The sequence below is a fragment of the Pseudomonas sp. LBUM1660 genome (assembly GCF_059695935.1).
This window is the reverse complement of the sequence record NZ_CP166796.1, coordinates 92,276-111,232: the sequence shown is the minus strand read 5'-3', so window position 1 is coordinate 111,232 and position 18,957 is coordinate 92,276. Positions and strand designations below refer to the sequence as shown.

Below are 18,957 nucleotides of genomic sequence, written 5' to 3'. Positions count from 1 at the left end.
AACGTCGCTGGTAGTTAAACCGGGCGTAAATCTTGCGTGACTCTGTCGGGCGCCCACTGATGCGGCAGTAGTTGGTCAATCTCACTGGCCCGCTGCGTCGGCAGCCGCGTCAGCACATCTTTGAGATACTCATACGGATCATGACCATTCAGCCGCGCCGACTGGATCAGACTCATGATCGCAGCTGCCCTTTTGCCGCTGCGTAGCGACCCTGCGAAGAGCCAGTTCTTGCGTCCAAGCGCCCACGGCCGGATCTGGTTCTCACACCAATTGTTGTCTATTGGGATGGCCCCGTCATCGAGGTAGCGCGACAGCCCTGCCCAGCGTTTGAGGCTGTAATCCAGCGCTCTGCTGATCGCCGAACCTTCGGGCACGAGGTCACGCTGGGCGATCATCCAGGCATGCAGCTTTTCCATTACCGGTACGGCTTTTTCTTGCCGTATTCGACGCCGTAAATCCGGTTTCAGATCTCGGACTTCGCTCTCGATTTCGTACAACAACTGGATATAGCGCAGGGCTTGCTCAGCAAGCGTGCTTTTATTCGTAGCATGCAGCTCGAAAAACTTGCGCCGTGCATGGGCCATGCAACCGATTTCGGTCACGCCGAGTTCGAAACTGGCTTTGTAACCGCCAAAATCGTCACAGACCAGCTTGCCCCTCCAGCCTTTCAGGAAGTTGCGAGCATGCTCTCCGGCACGGCTGGGGCTGAAGTCATAAACCACCGCTGCCACATCCGAGAACTGGCTGGTGGCGTAGGCCCAAACATAGGAACGGTGAGTTTTCTTTGTTCCCGGGATGAGCATCTGCACCGGTGTTTCATCGGCATGAATAACCTGCTGCCCGATTACCACGTCGCGCAGCGAATCGACCAGCGGCTGCAACTGAACTCCAGTCTCGCCAACCCATTGAGCCAAGGTTGAGCGTGGAATCGCCAGGCCCGCTCGACCAAAGATCGATTCCTGCCGGTAAAGCGGCAAATGGTCAGCAAACTTGGCAATCATGACGTGGGCCAGCAGCCCAGCGGTCGGGATTCCCTTATCAATGATCTGCGCCGGAACCGGTGCCTGGATGAGCGTTTCGCAGTCATCGCAGACCCATTTGCCACGCACATGGCGTTCAACGGTAAATACGCCGGGCATGTAGTCCAGCTTCTCGCTGACGTCCTCACCGATACGCTTGAGGGCGCAGCCACATGGGCAGTGGGTGTTGTCCGGTTCGTGATGGATCAGCGTGCGTGGGAATTCCGCCGGCAACGCAGTGCGCTTAGGTTTTTGCTTTTTTTCGGTCGCCGCTGGCACTGCTTGCAAGGCCTGAAGCTCTGCTTCAATCGCCGCGATATCGGTATCGATCAGATCATCGAGCAAACTGGCCTGCTGCGGATTCATCTGCTCGCTGCGCTTGGCAAATTTCAAGCGCTTGAGCTGCGCGATCTCATGGGTCAGCTTCTCGATAACCGTTTGGTCGCGGTTGATCTTCTTGCCCATCGTTTCGACCGTCTTGCCCATGGTCTCGACCGTCTTGCCCATGGTCTCGACTTGCGACAGCAACTGCGCAGCGAATGCCCGCAGTTGGTCGGGGGACATGTGATCGAGATTGGCCGAAGAAGTCATGCTGCGGATTTTGCCAGAGCGGGCAATTCGCGGCGATAGACCGATAGGCTAATGGCAGCCGTTAAAGCAGTGTGATCGCGGCGCCAGATCCCACGCGTTGCCATGGCAAGCCCAGTACCAAGGCTTGAAGTTGCTCGCCATCCAATTCCATTTCAGAGCCATGCCGAATGCCTGGCCAGTGGAACTTACCTTGATTCAACCGGCGAGCCGCCAGCCAAATGCCAAACCCGTCATGCACCAGAACTTTCATCCGAGTGGCGCGGCGGTTGGCAAACAGATAAGCACAGTGCGGCTTCGCCGCACCGAACACTGCGATCACTCTGGCCAGCGCTGTCTCGGTACCTGCCCGCATGTCCATCGGCTCGGTGGCGAGCCAGATTGAGTCGACGCGGATCATCGTGTCAGTCCGCGAACAAATCGGGCACATCCTACCGGGTCAGCAGCAGGCCACATTACAGTCACGGCCCCTTGTTCGTACGGTATCTGGATGCTGATCGATGTCTCAGACTTTGCTTGATCCGTGGTGGCGAGTTGCAAGGGCACAAAAGCAGGCAAGTTCGCGACCGTATTATTGCGTTTGGGCGGAAGCCATCTACGGACGACATTGGCATTGATCCCGTGCCTCAAGGCGACACTGGAGACAGAGATGCCCGGTTGCTGGCATTCCTGAACGACTTGGGCTTTGAGGGTTTTGGAGTAGGTGTGGCGTTTGCGCATGGGAATCCTGAGGTTAAGGGTAATTGCGTCCGCTTAAAAATCGTGGACGCTTTTGCCCTTATCGCTCTTGATCTCTTGGTCGGGAAGATGAGTTCGCCATCCGCTTACCTTTCATCAGACCGTTCGTGATGATAGTGGTTCGCAGCGTGTGTATCCCGATGGTCGAAATTGCATCCTCGAGGCGCGACACTGACCCGCTACGGCCAAAATATGCGGAGTTGGCTGTTCTCAGCACCTTCGCCGCCAAGACCTGGTCAACACTTATATTTTTCACGATGTTCGACAGAGGAACCGCGGAGTCCTTTGTCATCTCGTACAGGTCCATGACAACAGTCGAGATCGTTGGCAGTGCTGCGGGTCGTTTAAATATCCGCTCCAGGTTTCTCATAGTCTCTCGCAGGTTAGGTCGATTCGCGGTGCGAATTGTAGCGTTGGGTGCAGGGTGACCCCAACGTTTCGGGTGGTTCTCGCAGAAATTGGCCACCATATGCTAGTCCGTATGGTAATTCCCAAGGGCCACTATAATAACGCATAACAGTACTCAGCCATGATTAAATATAGCCTTGACAGTATCCGAAAGTACTGTTCTGTGTGGGCACGATTATAACTTCCTGTTGACCATCTCCTGTTGCAAGGCCGTTAGGCGGAACGCCTCAACTGCATACTCTTTCAGGAGATTCCCCATGATTCAGCAATCACAAACTACTCAACTCAATTCTCGGTCCCTGCTCATTTCAGGCCCCATTCCCTAATGGGGAAGCCTTCAGTGATGTTGTGGACGCTGACACCTCCTATGAAGCCATGATCCGTGTCATCTCCCAGTGCCGTTACAGCGACGCGGGCGGTGATCTTGAAGTCATCCGTGTGGCTGATGCGCGTACAGGCGCTCAGCTCACTGAGGCGCTTCTTTCCGCAGATCAGGATCTTCTGCGTGAGGTGGATGCTGTTGAGTACGGGCTTCACACAGTTAAAACTTCCCTCGACACTGGGCGCACCTCTTGGTCTGACGAGAAGTCTGCCGAGCTTCGCGCCTTCGTTGAGTTCTTCGACCTCGTGCTGTCCCAGGCTCCGGGTGTTTTTGATGGGCTGTGCTCAGGCCAATCACTGACGTCCGATGATGAGATCACGATCGTGTTCGAGGATTCCAGAAGCTTAGAGACTGAGCTTGTGCCGGCCGACGCCCTTTATGCGTTGGCGACTGCGGCGCTGGAGGAGGGGAGGGTTGCCGCTGCCTATCAGGTTCTCACGATGGCCAGCTTCACCCGCGTTGCATTGAGTCAGGCCTGCATCAGGGCGCTGACATAAGAGAAACCTTCTGGACTTCGGGCCAGAAGGTTTTTTTTTGCTCACCAGATTATTTTCACCGGCTCCAGGTCTCGGACGAGGGCCGTCAAGTTCTCTTGTATGAGGACAGTCTTCCCCTCGATCAGAACTCGCTGCGATTCAAATTCCGGTGTTTGCTGCCAGTGAGTTCTATGTACTGGAATCAAGCAGGGCATACGTCCCGTTAAGTCCGACACGATGAACGAGTAGAACTCTTCACTACCCCGGGTGAGAACCGTGGGAAGGCTGGTAATTACGTAGAGACCATGAAACGCCATACCAGGTCCCAATGTCGCGATATGGTGGTGGTGGCCAGAAGCTGCGTATGCATCATAAAGACAAATCATGGTGTACGTTCCGTACCGAGCCGAGCTTTCAACGATGAAAAAAAACCCCGCTACTGAGGCGTAATGGGGGGATCTTTTGGACTGGCCCCTGCTAAACCGGACACCAATACCCCGTTAAATTGATGCCGCTGCCAAACGCCTAAACTCCCGCGGTGAACGGTATTTTAGAGCGCTGTGCGGATGCTCCTCGTTGTAATGCTCAAAGGCAACCGTCAGGTTGCGCAAGGCGGTTTCCCGGTCAGGTTTGGGCATGTGCGCGACGTAGTCGCGCTTCATCGTTTTAACGAAGCTCTCGGCCATGCCGTTGCTCTGCGGGCTGCGCACCGGTGTCGTCACCGGCTGTAAACCGATCTGTCGGGCAAACTGGCGTGTCTGTTCAGCGATGTAGGCCGAGCCGTTATCGCTCAGCCATTGCACCGGGGTGGCAGGCGGTTCTTCACCGAAGCGTGTTTCCACCGCTTCCAGCATCAGATCGCGGATATCGTCGCCGCTGTACCCCGTCGGGCTGGCCACCCAGCCGATGGCTTCGCGGTCGCAGCAGTCCAGGGCGAAGGTCACGCTCAGCTTGTCGCCGTCTTCACAGCGAAACTCAAACCCGTCAGAGCACCAGCGGGTATCGCTGGTGGCCACTGCGATGCGGCCTTCATGGCGGCGCGCCACTCCGGGCTGTTTAATTCGACGCTCCAGCAGTAACTGATGATCGCGCATCACGCGATAGACCCGTTTGACGTTGATTGGCGCCTGACTTTGTTGTTCGCGCCGACGACGGAGCAAACCCCACACACGGCGGTAGCCATAGCTGGGCAACTCACTGACTTCAGACTGAATCTCTTTGACCAAAGCGGCATCGTCCATTCTTGGACGACGCCTTGCGGGCCGTGCAGCTGGCTTGAGTCGAACCGTTAATTGCGAGCGCGCTACACCGAGACTTTCACTGATCAGCTTCACAGGTCGTCCCCCGGCAACAAGGGTGAGTGCGCAATCCATTTTCGCGACCGAGCAATCTCCACGGCTTCCTGAAGGATCTCGACTTGCATGGTTTTCTTGCCCAGCATCCGTTGTAACTCACGGATCTGTTTGAGTGCGTCGGCCAATTCAGAAGCCGGCACTACGGTCTCTCCGGCACTGACCGCCGAGAGGCTGCCATTCTGATAAAGCTTGCGCCATTGGAAGAGTTGGTTGGCATTCACGCCATGGCGCCGGGCCACGACCGAAACACTTTGTCCTGGTTGCAGACTCTCGCGAACCATCGCCAGCTTTTGCTCTGGGCTCCAACGGCGACGACGCTCCTGGCCCAGCAGCTCCCCACCCTTATCACTACTATTAGTCATATACATAACCGTTTGCCTATCCCTTATCTTAAGGGGGAAACGGTGTCCTGTCTTTCATGGGGCTCGTCCACTCGCCAAGGAGAAAATGCCGGAGCGCTGGTCAGGCCATACACGCAACTGGGAGCCGATTGGCACGGTGCTGCTGAACCCGGAACGAGAGCAGCAGCAGGATAAAAAAGCAGCATAAAACTATGTACAAAATGGCTGACGTGACAACTACCTTGCAAAACACCGGGCATACGATTGAGGGATCTGTCGCACTAAGCGTTGCGTAGACTGTCTGACCCGCGAAATGGATACCGTAAGTTTCTGATGAGTGCCGACATCGCGACCGTTTTGAAGCTCCTGCACTACCCGCTGGATGTGATGTTGCTGTGGGTGCACTGGTACGTCGTTTATCCGCTGAGTCTGCGTCATCTGGAGCAGATGATGGCCGAGCGCGGTATTTCGGGAAGCCCTTGTAGTGCGATTTTTCCGGATTTTTAGGCTCCCCGTTGTGCACTTTGGTTTTTAATTATCCCGACTTCGTGCTTAGAAAAATGGCAAAAACTCTCTGCTTGGTTACCATTTGTTCAAACTGAATGTTTTTCTCTGTACTACAAAAAATCCAAACAACCACCTGCAAAGACAGCAGGAAAAAAACCACAAAAAATCTTTCAAAGTTGTGAAGATTGAATATACAAAACGACAGTGGAACTATATGTGCCCAGCTGGATAGAATATTAAAAGCAAACTCAAAGCAATAATCACCACCGTTCCGAAAAAAATAGCAGCATGAATTTTTTTGTGCAAACAAAATATGAGCAAGTTGTGATAATCGCAAACATGGAGACAAACACCGCCGAAAACATTAGAAGCGCATACCCCGCCATTATAAAAAGTGAATAATACGCATGAAAATGGTTGATTATACGACTGGCAAATTCAGCGGTATAGTATATACCCAGGAGGCATAAAGTACTTAATATCAACGCTATTGACATTAGCAGGCACCAACGATACCCGTTCGGCATTCTATGCAAAATGTCTATTTTTTCAGAGTTGTTGTCCTTCAATATTTCATTCCTTTTGATGGCAAGGTGTTCTTTTGATTGTAATCATCCACTCCCATCACCTCTGTAATCACTTTAATCGGACATTTGTAATCGGAGCGTTTGCGGGGACGAATATTCATTTGATACGAAATGGCATCCAATGCTTCCTGACTATGTACCGACAAATCCGTGCCCTTGGGCAGGTACTGGTGAATCAAGCCATTAATATTCTCATTACTGCCGCGCTGCCAAGGGCTATGCGGGTCACAAAAGTAAATCGTCACCCCGGTATTCTACGTGATTTCAGCATGTTTTGCCATTTCGCGGCCTTGGTCATACGTCATGCTTTTGCGCACCGCCAGCGGCATGCTGTTCAGTGCTGCACTGAAGCCTTGAACAGCAGAAGTCGCCGTAGCATCGTTCATTTTTACCAACATCAAATAGCCACTCGTGCGTTCCACAAGAGTACCGACAGACGACCCATTATCCTTGCCCTTAATCAGGTCGCCTTCCCAGTGGCCGAGCATTAAGCGGTCATCTATTTCCGGAGGGCGCACGTGAATACTGACCATCTCCGGGATCTGTCCACGACGGTCAACCCCACCAGAACGTGGCCTACGGGTACTTTTTCCCGGGCGAAGGCACTGGATCAGTTCTTTGTGCAACTCCCCGAAAGGCATCGCATAGATGGCGTTGTAGATCGTTTCGCGGCAGACGTAGGCTTCTTCAAAATTGATTTTCATAAGGCGCAGCTTGCCCGCGATTTGGTCGGGAGAAAAGCGTTCTCGAATCAAGTGGATAACCAGCTCAAAGCGCTCATTGCGCATGGTCAGCTTCTTGAGCGGTCGACAGGTTACGCGGCGTTTACGGGTCGACGCTTGAGCCTCATGGGCCGAATAACCGGTAATGAGTTCATTGCGACGAAGCTCACGACTGATAGTGGACGGGCTTCGCCCCAGCATCCGGGCTATTTCGCGTTTACTAAGGTTCTTATATAGCCCGACTTGAATGGTCACGCGCTCTTCAATGCTGAGTTCTGTATAGGACATGACGGCACCTTACCGGAGGGTGAGGTGTTGCACTCAGTTTTCGCGACCGCCCATCGTCAATCACCGTGTATGTAGGAAGTTTCTGTAAAAGTGCAAAACACCAACACCCACCATAAGCAGCAGATCCGATGGGGGACAGCGCCGACGTTTACCAATATTTTAACAAAATATTGGATACATACTCTTTCATAACCGCGCCTGCTTCATAGATGGCCAAAGTATTTCTCAAGCTATCCCCTGGATAAACACTATGAACGCCCCACTCGACCTCCGGCCAAGCTCGCCGAAAGAGACACAGCGCGCGGTTTGAATGCGTCCACGAAGTAACCAGCATAATTCTCTGAGGCCGTGTTGGGGCGAGCGCTTGTAGCGTGTACTGTGCATTTTCCCGAGTATTGCGCGACTCACACTCTAGAGTGATGGCTTCATTGGGCACTCCTGCCATTTCGAGTCGCGAGGCAATGAGAGTACAGTCCCCGTCTCCAGAGACCAGGATGCGCGGGGCGAGTCCTATATGGAAAAGTTCGGCGGCACCGATCACTCGCTGCCCGGATTCGCCGCCAAGCACAACGATCCAATCCGCATGCGGTAGACGAACTTCCGTAAAAAGCCAGGCCTTGGAATAGCGTAGGAGCGGAATACTGAGAAGCCCGAAAAGCACGGCACAAACGCCGACAAAAGCCATGATTTGCTGCAGGCTGGGGCGTCTTTGCCTTGCGTCACTCAGTACTGATGACATCAATTTTGACAGCGGCATCTTATTTTCCGTTACCCGCAGGGGCATGTAGCAGAACACCCGGTTGTGCCAACCCCTTAAGTGTAGTGGTCAACTAATCCCGGACACGACGTTAAGTTTTTCTTCGGCCCGAGCTGGCGCCAGCCCACCGTTGAATTGATGGGGCCGAATCCAGTTGTACCGATGCATCAAGAAATGGCTGATATCGCGTTGGGCTTCTTGAGCAGTTCTGTAACCCGTGGTCGGTATCCATTCAGTTTTCAAGCTGCGGAACACGCGCTCCATCGGCGCATTGTCCCAGCAATTTCCCCGGCGACTCATGCTCTGGCGCATGCGATAACGCCACAGCCGCTGGCGAAATAAACGACTCGCATATTGCGACCCTTGATCCGAGTGAAATAGCAGGCCCTGAGGCCTTCCTCGTTGCTCGTAAGCCATATCCAGGGCCTTAATAACCAGCTCGGCATCCGGCTTTTCCGACAATGCCCAGCCCACCACCCGACGCGCGCAAAGATCCAGCACGACCGCCAGATAGTGCCATTTCCCCTGAGCCCAAATGTAGGTGATGTCGCCGCACCACACCTGATTGGGTGCCGGGACATTGAACTCCCGATTCAAGATGTTCGGGATATCCAACCGTTCAATCGTCGCTCGTTTATAGGCATGAGAACCTGGCTGTTTACTGACGAGATCAAGCTCACGCATCAAGCTGCGCACTTTGAATCGACCGAGTTGCTCACCATCGTCACGCATCAACGAGAGAATGCTACGGCTGCCGGCAGCACTGCGACTTTGTGAAAATAACTCGCTCACTCGGCTGCGCAATCGAAGCCGTTCAACATCAGGCGTTCGGCGCCTGAGGCGGTGGGCGTAATAGCTTGAGCGGTTGACTTCAAACACGTTGCACAGCCAATCAATCGGCTCATGGACACTTAGCTGATTGATCAGCGCGTACGCTCGTGATCTTCCGACATCAAGAGCGCGGTAGCCTTTTTTAATATCGATTTTTCCCGTTCAAGGCGGGCGATCCGGGCCTCCAGTTCCTGAATTTTTTGCTGTTCCGGGGTCAGCGCTTTGCTTTGCGGGGTGACGCCTTGGCGTTCTGTCTGAACCTGGTCAACCCAACGGCGCAGGGCCGACTCGCCGACGCCGAGTGAACGACTGGCTTCGATGTAGCTGTAGTTTTGCTTAAGCACGAGGTCGGCAGCCTCGCGTTTGAATTCAGCAGAAAAGGAACGACGTTGTTTGGTCATCTGACACCTCGATCTGGCGAGCATTCTCGCCTAAATGGGTGTCCGGTTTCATTAGACCACTACACTGGGCATTGCCGAGATCTCCCAGTTTCTGTTCGAAGGACTTCCCGACGTGCACAGGGTCTCCGACCGCGCGGGATCAGAGCATGACTGGCGTATAACGCCATGCTCCGTATTACCTTCTGCTTCGCATAACAGCATCGGCATCCCGGATTCCTGATTACGCGGCTCAATGGCTGGCCCATCGGCTTCCCCTGTCAACGCTTCACCCTGCACCTCGCGGCGCAGCATGCATGACTCGGGGTCTGGTTGATTCGCCATTTCTTACCAGTATCGAACTTTCATCGACTATCCTCCGCCAGCTTTAACTGGCGCACTATGCGTCCGGGCATCCCGTCTTGCACCCTGGGAGAGCAGGAAAACAGAGGTAACACATGGGTCAGTTCGTATAATTACATTAGACGGTGTTTTAACTGATTTCTGTCCCCCAAATTTGGCACTGATTCGAGAGTGTTTTCCGCCACCCTCCATCGGTTTGGCGGGCCACTGGGGACGCAGGCGGAGTTATGCGCCGAAATGCTGCTCCCCTCGCCGTGTTGCCGCCTATTGCACGCATGTCATCGCCGGCATCGCGCGGGCCTTGTTTCTGACATCCCAATCGGCTGCGCGCCTTTATCAAGCTCCGCATAATTCAATTGGCCATGTTTTAGCTTTGGCTTGTCCCCCCTTGCGTGACCAGGAAACTGGAGCCCCATGCTGGTTTGACCAGTGCAGGCGTGAATGAACCTGAATTGGGTCCATGTGCGCCACGACAATATCGCCCTCGGTGCGATATGAGTGCTGATCTGGGCTGTGTCGGGGCGTTAGGGGTGGCGTCCGGGTTGAGATGGTGTGGCGTAGGTGCGTCTACGGTGCTTTCAGTTGAAAGTCGTCGAGAAATAGACGGTGTTTTTTAGGTGCGGATTAGGGCTCGCTGAGTGCTCAGTGGGTGCTTATAAGGGTTGGGTGAGTGTGGTGTGGGACGTTCCTGGGTTTATACGGAGTGGTGATGGTGCAGGTCGGGGCGGAGAGCGCACCCAAAGCACCCAAACTGCCAAGAAGGATGTTGACGGAGGGAAGCCTGCCTGTGGGTCACGAACGCGCGTGCAAAAAACGCTGTTCCCACCTCCGTTACCTTTTGGTTCGAGCGTATAAGCCATTTCCGCTCGTTCAATTTAACGATCTTTGCGCAGATTCACATGTGTTCACCGTACCGACTATCTAGCCCTCGGCGTTTTTCAAGGTAGTTGTCGCGTCAACCGTCTAACTATGCCGCTCTTTTCTCAACCTGTTGCTCTCGATCCGGGTTCAACAACACGGTTCCGATCGGCTCCCAGTTACGTGTTCGACCCGACCACCGTTCCGGCTTTTTCTCTTTAGCTCGTTCGTACAGCTCATGTCGCCGGGCCAGGACCTGATGGTCCAGTCCTCGATGCCGCTCAGCCGGTGTGACGAAGCGGATACGGCTATGCCGGTGTTCGTTGTTGTACCAACGCATGAAATCCCTCACCCAAGCTCGTGCGGCGTCCAAACTGGCAAAGCCGTCCTGCGGCCATTGCGGGCAGTATTTCAGCGTTCTAAACAACGACTCCGAGTACGGATTATCGTTGCTCACCCGCGGTCGGCCCCGCGAGGGCGTGATTCCCAGTTCGTACATCTTGCTCAACAGCGTCACCGACTTCATCGGCGCGCCGTTGTCCGAGTGCAGCACCAGCGGCTCGCGTAAACACTGCTCGCCGATCACGCTGCGTTGCAGCAACGCGGCGGCTTTCTCGCCGCTTTCCGCGTCGTAGACTTCCCAGCCCACGGCCTTGCGGCTGTAAATATCCTCGATCAGGTAGAGGTAGTAATACTGGCCGCGTATCGGCGACGGCAGATACGTGATGTCCCACGACCACACCTGATTGGGCCCTTTGGCCGCATGCGTCGTCGGTGCGGCGTACCGCCTGGGGCGCTGACTACGGCCTCGATGTTGCTGTTGACCCGCCGCCCGCAAGACCCGATAAAACGTCGCCTCCGACGCCAGATAGCGCCCTTGATCGGCCAGGCGCGGCACGATCTGGCTCGGCGGCAGATGAGCGTACTCCGGGCTGTTGCACAGCGTCACAAGGGTCTGTCGCTCCGCCTCGTTCAGTGCATTTCGCGGCGTTGACCGTGTGACAGTCGTTCGGGCATCGGCCTGGATAACGTCTGTTTCAGTCCACCGTTGCAAGGTCCGCAGCGATAGACCGATTTCCCGGCAGGCCTTGATTTGATCGTGTCCCTGGAAGTGGTGTAACTGAAACCAGCTGAAGGCGCCTTGCGGCGAAAGAAGTGGGTCACCGTGGTTCTTGGCTAAGGTTGAGTTTGCAAAGACCTAACCTGAACCGGGAGAACCACGATGACCAAACCTACTGTCTCACTGAACGAGCTGCTGGAGAAAGGGGCTGACGTCGATTTGCTCAGGCAAATGATTCAATTTGTCGCCCAGCGCATGATGGAACTCGATGTTGAAGGCCTGTGCGGCGCCGGCTACGACATCAAGAGCATGGAGCGCACCAACAGCCGCAACGGCTATCGGGACCGTTTGTGGCAGACGCGCACCGGTGACGTGGATCTGCGCATCCCCAAGCTGCGCAGTGGCAGCTACTTCCCTGGCTTCCTGGAGCCGCGCCGCACCGCTGAAAAGGCCTTGGCCGCGGTCATTCAGGAGGCCTACATCCAAGGCGTCTCAACGCGATCGGTCGACGAGTTGGTCAAGGCCATGGGCATGACCGGGATTTCCAAAAGCCAGGTTTCACGACTCGCGGGCGAAATCGATGAGCGTGTGCACGCCTTCCTGGATCGCCCCATCGAAGGAGATTGGCCTTATCTGTGGATCGATGCGACGTACGTCAAAGTGCGGGAGGCCGGACGGATCGTCTCGGTCGCCGTCATAATCGCCGTGGCCGTCAACACTGACGGAGGTCGTGAAGTGCTGGGCATGCGCGTAGGCCCCTCGGAGGCTGAACCGTTCTGGACGGATTTTTTGCGCAGCCTGATGCGGCGAGGACTGCGGGGCGTAAAGCTGGTGATCTCCGACGCTCATGAAGGCCTGAAGGCCGCGATCTTTAAGGTACTCAACGCGACCTGGCAACGTTGCCGGGTCCATTTCATGCGCAATGCCATGGCCCATGTGGGCAAAGGCCAGCGCACCATGGTGGCGGCCCTGCTGCGCACGGTCTTTGCCCAGGACAATGAGGCCGAATCACGCCGGCAATGGCGTGTCGTGGCGGATCAATTACGCGAAAAGTACCCGAAAATCAGCCAGCTGATGGATGCCAGCGAGGACGAAGTCCTGGCGCACATGACATTTCCCAAGGCCCACCGGCAACAGATCCACAGCACCAATCCACTGGAACGCTTAAACGCCGAGGTCAAGCGGCGAACCGACGTGGTGGGCATCTTCCCCAACGACGCCGCCATCGTGCGCCTGGTCGGCGCCATGCTACTGGAGCAGAACGACGAATGGAGCCTGCAGAAGCGCTACATGCAGCTGGAAGGCTTCCAGGCGGTGAGTGACAACCCCACGGCTAAACTATCAGCCATAATTAACTGAGGCATCAAACTCAACAGCCAAGAACACGGGAGTTACACCACGTCCAGGGACACGATCAATTGTCATTCTCGGATGTCGAGGTGCAGGACGGATTGTTTGACGGGGAATTCGTGCCGTTTTACCAGCCCAAACTCGATCTGCAGTCCCTGGGCGTGGTTGGCGCGGAGGTACTCGTGCGCTAGCAGCATCCGCAGCATGGACTCCTGGCTCCCGCTCAGTTTTTGGGGGCGGTTGAGCGTGCAGGCGCCATTAACACCATGACACGGATCTTGGCGAAACATGCTCTGCAATTTTTTCGAGAGCAGCAATTGGTTAGTAGCATGCGCCTGTCGATCAATCTGGAGGCAAGCCAATTGGCCTTGCCCGATCTGGTCGACGCCGTACGTGAAGTGCTTGATACACAGGGAATACCGGCAGCGAGTCTTATCCTGGAAATTACCGAAAATGGATTGATGCAGGCACCGATTACCAGTATCGAAAACCTGGTGCGCCTGCGCTTACTCGGCTGCGGGATCTCCATCGATGACTTGGGAGCCGGATTTTCTTCCTTGCAGCGCGTCTGTGAAATGCCCTGCACCGAGCTGAAGCTGGACGCCAGTTTCATCCACAGCCTACCGCACAATCCGCGGACGTTGGTGGCGGTTAAGAGTCAGTTGCATCTGGCTCGCCAACTGGGTATCGAGCTGGTGGCCGAAGGCATCGAAACGCAGGAACAATTGACATTGTTGCAGGGCTTAGGGTGCCCCATTGGCCAGGGTTACCTGTTTTCCCGCCCGCTATCGGGTGAGGCCTTCATGGATTGGCTGCGACAGCACAAAAAATCCGGGCCGATAATTAGGTAGTACGGCTTTACATTGGGGTGAATGGCAGGGCGCGACCAATATCTGTCCGCCCCCCGAGATACATTGAGAAAAGAATCAGAGAAGCCGCAACAAGTCTGACATCGGGGACTTGCCCCTGCAAAACCGGACACCAATTCCCCGTTAAATTGATGCTGCCGCTAAGCGCCTGAACTCCCTCGGAGAGCGATAGTTCAAGGCGCTGTGTGGATGCTGCTCGTTGTAGTGCTCGAAGGCAATTGCCAGGTTACGCAACGCCGTTTCTCGATCCGGCTTGGGCATGTGCGCCACGTAATCTCGCTTAATCGTCTTCACGAAGCTCTCGGCCATGCCGTTACTCTGCGGGCTGCGTACCGGGGTGGTCACCGGCTGCAAGCCGATCTGTCGAGCAAACAGGCGTGTCTGTTCGGCGGTGTACGCCGAACCGTTGTCGCTTAGCCATTGAACTGGTGTGGTGGGCAGTTGATCACCAAAACGCTTCTCCACGCTTTCCAGCATCAAGTCGCGGATATCATCGCCGCTGTACCCGGTCGGGCTTGCCACCCAGCCGATGGCTTCGCGATCACAGCAATCGAGGGCGAAGGTCACGCTCAGTTTGGCGCCGTCCTCGCAGCGGAACTCAAAGCCGTCCGAGCACCAACGCGTATCGCTGGTTTCCACGGCAATACGGCCTTCGTGCCGACGCGGCACGCCGGGCTGTTTGATCCGGCGTTCAAGCAAAAGGTTGTGGTCACGCATCACCCGGTAAACCCGTTTCACGTTGACCGCCGGCAGCGAGCGCTTTTCACGTGCACGACGCAGTAGTCCCCAGACGCGACGGTATCCATAGCTGGGCAGTTCGCTGACCTCTTGCTGGATTTCAGCGACCAGCTCTACATCGTTCACAGGCCTGCTTCGCCGCACTTTGGGCGATACCGATTGCTTGATTCGAACCGTTAATTGCGAGCGCGCTACACCGAGACATTTACTGACCAGCTTCACTGGTCGTTCCCCGGCAACAAGGGTGAGTGCGCAATCCATTTTCGCGACCGGGCGATCTCCACGGCCTCTTTGAGGATTTCGGCTTCCATCGTTTTCTTGCCCAGCATCCGTTGCAGTTCACGGATCTGCTTGAGCGCATCGCTCAGCTCGGAGGCAGGCACCACGGCTTCACCGGCACTGACCGCCGACAAACTGCCGTCCTGGTACAGCTTGCGCCACAGGAACAGCTGGTTGGCATTGATGCCGTTGCGCCGAGCGACGACCGACACACTTTGTCCTGGCTCAAGGCTCTCGCGAACCATGGCCAGTTTTTGCTCTGGGCTCCAGCGGCGCCGCCGCTCCTGGCCCAAAAGCTCCCCACTCTTATCGTTGCTATTAGTCATAAACATAACCGTTTGCCTATCCCTTATCGTAAGGGGGAAACGGTGTCCTGTCTTTCATGGGGCTCGTTCACCTTTAACCAACGCTCCATCAGCTCGATGCGATCTTCGGACAGGTTACTACCGCGCACGAACTTGCTGCTGCTCGGTAACCAGAAGCAGCATGACAGTGAGTGCTCTTCGACATCGACGTTTAGCGACAGCGTGAAAGCAGTCGCATAAATTAAAGACCGAAGCCCTCAGTGCAGAAACGTCAAAATTCGCTTTTTTTGCAGGAAATTTCCTACAGTCCGCAAGGATAGCGCCTACGCTCAGTGTGTGTATTCCAGTGCATGATTCATGGCTCAAGCAGATGACTTGTTCTTACCCATGACGCATCCCGTGTCTGGAAAATCATCAAAGTTTTTGTCGCAGGTTTTAGAATCCTAATTTTTGGAGTTTACACATGAATCACAAAGTTCTTGCCCTTGCCCTTGCTGGGCTGGTTGCTGCTTCGGTTTCTCAGTTTGCCAATGCTGCCGACGGTACTATTAACTTCAACGGTCTATTGTATAGCACAACGTGCACCATCGCCGTTAACGGCGTGGTGAGTCCTGCTCCGGCGACCGTAACCTTGCCGACTATCTCCAACAGCCTGTTGACTGCTGCGGGTCAAACCGAAGGTCGTACTGGGTTCAACATTCAACTGAGCCAGTGCGTCGATGCTACGGTCGCTGCTTCCGCATTCTTCAACAACGGCGCGACTGTTGATCCAGTCACCGGCAACCTAAAAAACATGACCGGTACTGCTACCAACGTTCAACTTCAACTGGTTGACGCTCGAAGCGGCGCCCCTATTCAGGCTGGTTTCAGTCAGCAGAAGGCCACCACCACTTGGAACATTATTGATGGTACCGGTGCCGCCAACATGCCATACGCCGTGCAGTACCTGGCTACCGGCGCCACCACTCCAGGTACCGTGGTCAGCTCGGTGACCTATAATATCGACTACAAATAAGTCATGTTCACTGGTGTGCGTCCTGCCTGTAGGAGCCGGCGCGCATCGGTACGCTTAGTGAGGGGTTTTATGTCTAGTTTTAAAACAGTTCGTCGCGGCGTGTTGTTGATGCTTGTTAGCCTGGTCTGCTCTCATGCCATGGCCGGTGTGGTGATCACCGGAACCCGCTTGATTTACCCGGCGGGCCAGAAAGAAATCACCGTTAAACTGAACAATAACGGCACGCGTCCGGCCCTGGTGCAGTCTTGGGTGGACAGTGGCGATGTGGAGTCTAGCCCAACCAGTTCCAAGGCACCGTTCGTAATCTCGCCGCCGGTCGCGCGTATCGATCCGAGTAAGGGTCAGAGTTTGCGGTTGATGTTTACCGGTTCGACCTTGCCAACCGACAAAGAGTCGGTGTTCTGGTTCAACGTATTGGAAATTCCCCCGGCAGCCGAAGGTCCGGTGGATCTGAATGTGTTGCAAATGGCATTTCGCTCGCGAATCAAGATTTTTTACCGTCCAGATGGGTTGCCCAGTAGCGCAACCGAAGCAATTGATCAGGTGCAATGGAAGGTCATCAAGGTCGCTCAGGGCTATGCCTTACAGGCCCATAACCCGACCGCCTTCTACGTGTCGCAAGTGGAGCTGACTCTGGTCGCCGCAGGTCAGCGCTACAACAGCGTCGACGGCATGGTCGCTCCGGGCGAAACCAAGGAATTTGCTCTGCCCTCGCTCAAGGCGCTGCCTGCTGCGGGCGCCCAGGTCGAGTTTAACGCCATTAATGATTACGGCGCGTTGGTACCGACCAAGCAAATTCTTAAGCCCTGATGTAGCAGCACTGAGTACGCAGGGATAAGTATGTCCAGCTAAATGATCCCCTTTTGAGTAAGCCACTTCCTCTTACCTTGAACATACAAACAACTTGCTTCTCAAAATGCTTGCCGCCATATCAGGTATACATTCGGGGTAGATCGGACTGAGGAGGAAGAGTTCAGCGGTTCATTCCTTCACAGGATTCGAAGGGGCTTGACTTGAAGGCAATCAATATGTTCAGGGGAGTACCAAAGTGTTGGCACACCGGGCGACGCGGCTGGAATTGGCGGGTTATACCCCCCCATAAGCTTCGCGCCAATACCATACGTCGCCTAGAAAGTGGCAAAGCCCGCTTAGACTTGAGGCAGCTGACCAAGGGGGGCACACGTTTCTCGACATCCCAACAGCTTGAGCCATCAATGCTAGTCTTGCTTCGTGCTGGAGCTGTTGTTGACCATAGTCTATTTCCACTGCATTTCTCGCCCGTGATGTCACTCGTTTGGGTCACTTTCAGAAGCGTCCTACAGCCAGATGAAGAGCAAATTACTAATCTGCGTAGTGACGGGGAGGGTTGGCTGCATACCTGACTGGAAGGATACAGAAGAAGAATTCCGGCCGCCTATATCTACTCCTACCCTCTTATGAGCAATTTCTCACAATCAACGCCGTTTACAGCAAACATTGAGGTCTCCAACCATGATGGTAATCACTCGGAACATCGGTGAATCAATATTTCTCAATAACCTCCATATCAAAGTGCTGAGTACTAACCACGGAGTGGCGGAGCTAAGCATTGTGGCACCCCAAGAGGTAACTATTCATAGCAAGGAAGTTTATCGGCCTATTCATGCCCAAAAGGCAAACGACAGCATCACAATGGTTCCTCCCACTCTCACCGAGATAGTGCACCCATAATGAAACGTCTAACCCAATCATAAAAACATCTATGATGATTACGAATGATGAGTATGGGGAGCTGCACCTTAAAAAGGAAGCAGTAGTTACCCTGCTGTGCGCTATCGATGGACTCGATAACCTTCGCGATGCTCTTAGGGATGACGGAGACGGACGTCCATCGCTGCTACACAATGATCTATTTAAACTGTATCAACTCATAGCACCTGTCACTCAAGCGCCTGGAAGGGGATCTGCTTGAATGTGCCGTCACGATAGAAAGTCAAGTGAGTGAACTGATTGAATTTTTGGCACTTGTCCAAGAAGCACTCTGTCAACTAGCCAGGCAATGCTCTAAAGTATCTCTCCGCATGACTGGGATGCATTTTTTTGTAATACAAACACCTTGGTGCAAAGATTCTAATCCTCATGATGCGACACACCATCACACTATCCTGGTTTACTTTGATCTGCGTCGTGTTTTCGTCCTGCCTCGTCGGCGTGATGCTAAATTCGATTATCGAGCGACATCAGGAACTGGGGGAAACCATCAAGTATTCCCAAGAGCAGCATCCGGGCTTAGCTTCCCCCAGCATGAAAACTTATTCACAGGACCCTATTCCAAGTGCAGAACCGCCCCCTTTCCTGAGAAATAATCGTTCGTCAAAAACCACAGGTATGCACAACCCTACAGAGCGAGACCCGTCTTATCAAGGTCTAATCTTTTGAACTTCGAGTGGAACTGCATATATGTCCGAACCAAGTAAAGAGCAACGCTTTGTTCGGCACTTTTTACTCTGATCTGATCAATCAGATCTCACTCTTCCGTTCTTTTGCAACGTATTAATTTCGCGTTTCCGTGCGAAATTTTACGCTCAGCGCGCACATTATTACCAACGTCCACATAATTGAACACAGCCTGCAAATCATCCCGCGAAAAGAATGGAGCCGGCGGGCGCTCACTGTTGATGCACACGACAAATTGTCATAAGCACGGCCCGCTCGCGGCGTAGAATAATTATTTGCGCACTAGCAACTCCCTGAGACAAGCCAGC

15 protein-coding genes and 3 pseudogenes are annotated in these 18,957 nt (G+C 54.4%); 7 read left to right on the top strand and 11 right to left on the bottom strand.

The annotated features are described in order from the left end of the window. Positions 1 to 14 precede the first annotated feature (14 nt). The 4 genes from tnpC to ACA068_RS30240 all read right to left on the bottom strand — a co-directional run bounded on the left by tnpC (position 15) and on the right by ACA068_RS30240 (position 2,715). A complete protein-coding gene (gene tnpC / locus ACA068_RS30255) occupies positions 15 to 1,610 on the bottom strand; it encodes an IS66 family transposase (protein WP_497310837.1) in 1,596 nt (531 codons plus the stop codon). A gap of 61 nt (positions 1,611 to 1,671) precedes the next feature. Further along, entirely contained in the window at positions 1,672 to 2,007 is a 336-nt protein-coding gene (tnpB, locus tag ACA068_RS30250; protein WP_497310836.1) for an IS66 family insertion sequence element accessory protein TnpB, read from the bottom strand. Further along, entirely contained in the window at positions 2,004 to 2,327 is a 324-nt protein-coding gene (gene tnpA / locus ACA068_RS30245; protein WP_497310834.1) for an IS66-like element accessory protein TnpA, read from the bottom strand. Before tnpA ends, tnpB begins: the two co-directional genes overlap by 4 nt. Positions 2,328 to 2,385: 58 nt before the next feature. Continuing rightward, entirely contained in the window at positions 2,386 to 2,715 is a 330-nt protein-coding gene (locus ACA068_RS30240) for an HDOD domain-containing protein (protein WP_497310833.1), read from the bottom strand. A gap of 386 nt (positions 2,716 to 3,101) precedes the next feature. Between ACA068_RS30240 and ACA068_RS30235 the strand changes: the two genes are divergently transcribed. Continuing rightward, positions 3,102 to 3,632 (top strand): hypothetical protein, encoded by a 531-nt coding sequence (locus ACA068_RS30235; RefSeq protein WP_497310832.1) that lies wholly within the window; start codon positions 3,102 to 3,104, stop codon positions 3,630 to 3,632. 479 nt (positions 3,633 to 4,111) lie between these two features. Here the strand turns inward: ACA068_RS30235 and ACA068_RS30230 are convergent. After that, positions 4,112 to 5,328 (bottom strand): IS3 family transposase gene (locus ACA068_RS30230; protein WP_497304932.1). Its coding sequence is split into 2 segments (ribosomal slippage): positions 4,112 to 4,983 and positions 4,983 to 5,328, totalling 1,218 coding nucleotides; the frame shifts between segments, so codons are not numbered across the junction. Positions 5,329 to 5,640: 312 nt separating this feature from the next. On the opposite strand from ACA068_RS30230, the pseudogene ACA068_RS30225 reads away from it, so the two are divergent. After that, positions 5,641 to 5,775, top strand: a pseudogene (locus ACA068_RS30225) (IS6 family transposase); the annotation flags it as partial. A gap of 604 nt (positions 5,776 to 6,379) precedes the next feature. Here ACA068_RS30225 and ACA068_RS30220 read toward each other — a convergent pair. The 4 genes and pseudogenes from ACA068_RS30220 to ACA068_RS30205 form a co-directional block, all read right to left on the bottom strand. Then, a pseudogene (locus ACA068_RS30220) lies at positions 6,380 to 7,411 on the bottom strand (IS30 family transposase). A gap of 148 nt (positions 7,412 to 7,559) precedes the next feature. Continuing rightward, on the bottom strand, positions 7,560 to 8,168 hold the full coding sequence (locus ACA068_RS30215) for a YdcF family protein (RefSeq protein ID WP_497310831.1): 609 nt from the start codon (positions 8,166 to 8,168) through the stop codon (positions 7,560 to 7,562). Positions 8,169 to 8,237: 69 nt separating this feature from the next. Next, positions 8,238 to 9,400, bottom strand: a protein-coding gene (locus ACA068_RS30210) for an IS3 family transposase (protein ID WP_497310860.1) whose coding sequence is annotated in 2 segments (ribosomal slippage) — positions 8,238 to 9,145 and positions 9,145 to 9,400 — 1,164 coding nt in all. Because the reading frame shifts where the segments join, the coding sequence is not laid out codon by codon here. Positions 9,401 to 10,706: 1,306 nt separating this feature from the next. Next, positions 10,707 to 11,759, bottom strand: a pseudogene (locus tag ACA068_RS30205) (IS3 family transposase); the annotation flags it as partial. Positions 11,760 to 11,819: 60 nt separating this feature from the next. On the opposite strand from ACA068_RS30205, the gene ACA068_RS30200 reads away from it, so the two are divergent. After that, positions 11,820 to 13,016, top strand: a complete 1,197-nt coding sequence (locus ACA068_RS30200) for an IS256 family transposase (protein WP_497303600.1) — start codon at positions 11,820 to 11,822, stop codon at positions 13,014 to 13,016. Between the two features lie 62 nt (positions 13,017 to 13,078). Here the strand turns inward: ACA068_RS30200 and ACA068_RS30195 are convergent, their stop codons facing one another. Beyond that, positions 13,079 to 13,213, bottom strand: coding sequence for a hypothetical protein (locus ACA068_RS30195; RefSeq protein ID WP_497310830.1), 135 nt, complete (start codon positions 13,211 to 13,213; stop codon positions 13,079 to 13,081). 24 nt (positions 13,214 to 13,237) lie between these two features. On the opposite strand from ACA068_RS30195, the gene ACA068_RS30190 reads away from it, so the two are divergent. Then, the gene (locus ACA068_RS30190; RefSeq protein WP_497310829.1) at positions 13,238 to 13,858 is read left to right on the top strand and encodes an EAL domain-containing protein; all 621 of its coding nucleotides are present in this window, start codon (positions 13,238 to 13,240) and stop codon (positions 13,856 to 13,858) included. Between the two features lie 141 nt (positions 13,859 to 13,999). Here the strand turns inward: ACA068_RS30190 and ACA068_RS30185 are convergent. Next, positions 14,000 to 15,219, bottom strand: a protein-coding gene (locus ACA068_RS30185; protein WP_497310828.1) for an IS3 family transposase whose coding sequence is annotated in 2 segments (ribosomal slippage) — positions 14,000 to 14,874 and positions 14,874 to 15,219 — 1,221 coding nt in all. Because the reading frame shifts where the segments join, the coding sequence is not laid out codon by codon here. A gap of 442 nt (positions 15,220 to 15,661) precedes the next feature. Between ACA068_RS30185 and ACA068_RS30180 the strand changes: the two genes are divergently transcribed. The 3 genes from ACA068_RS30180 (at position 15,662) to ACA068_RS30170 (ending at position 17,923) form a co-directional block, all read left to right on the top strand. After that, entirely contained in the window at positions 15,662 to 16,213 is a 552-nt protein-coding gene (locus ACA068_RS30180; RefSeq protein WP_497310827.1) for a fimbrial protein, read from the top strand. A gap of 69 nt (positions 16,214 to 16,282) precedes the next feature. Next, positions 16,283 to 17,023 carry a fimbrial biogenesis chaperone gene (locus ACA068_RS30175; RefSeq protein ID WP_497310826.1) on the top strand — a complete coding sequence of 247 codons (741 nt, stop codon included), beginning with the start codon at positions 16,283 to 16,285 and terminating at the stop codon, positions 17,021 to 17,023. A 681-nt stretch (positions 17,024 to 17,704) separates the two neighbouring features. Continuing rightward, entirely contained in the window at positions 17,705 to 17,923 is a 219-nt protein-coding gene (locus ACA068_RS30170; protein WP_497310825.1) for a carbon storage regulator, read from the top strand. Positions 17,924 to 18,957: the final 1,034 nt, after the last annotated feature.

Bases quoted from the DNA above. Each gene is read 5' to 3' on its own strand.
- ACA068_RS30200 (WP_497303600.1), top strand. From the start codon at position 11,820: ATGACCAAACCTACTGTCTCACTGAACGAGCTGCTGGAGAAAGGGGCT.
- ACA068_RS30180 (WP_497310827.1), top strand. From the start codon at position 15,662: ATGAATCACAAAGTTCTTGCCCTTGCCCTTGCTGGGCTGGTTGCTGCT.
- tnpB (WP_497310836.1), bottom strand. From the start codon at position 2,007: ATGATCCGCGTCGACTCAATCTGGCTCGCCACCGAGCCGATGGACATG.
- tnpA (WP_497310834.1), bottom strand. From the start codon at position 2,327: ATGCGCAAACGCCACACCTACTCCAAAACCCTCAAAGCCCAAGTCGTT.
- ACA068_RS30240 (WP_497310833.1), bottom strand. From the start codon at position 2,715: ATGAGAAACCTGGAGCGGATATTTAAACGACCCGCAGCACTGCCAACG.
- ACA068_RS30175 (WP_497310826.1), top strand. From the start codon at position 16,283: ATGTCTAGTTTTAAAACAGTTCGTCGCGGCGTGTTGTTGATGCTTGTT.
- ACA068_RS30195 (WP_497310830.1), bottom strand. From the start codon at position 13,213: ATGCTGCGGATGCTGCTAGCGCACGAGTACCTCCGCGCCAACCACGCC.
- ACA068_RS30215 (WP_497310831.1), bottom strand. From the start codon at position 8,168: ATGCCGCTGTCAAAATTGATGTCATCAGTACTGAGTGACGCAAGGCAA.
- ACA068_RS30170 (WP_497310825.1), top strand. From the start codon at position 17,705: ATGATGGTAATCACTCGGAACATCGGTGAATCAATATTTCTCAATAAC.
- tnpC (WP_497310837.1), bottom strand. From the start codon at position 1,610: ATGACTTCTTCGGCCAATCTCGATCACATGTCCCCCGACCAACTGCGG.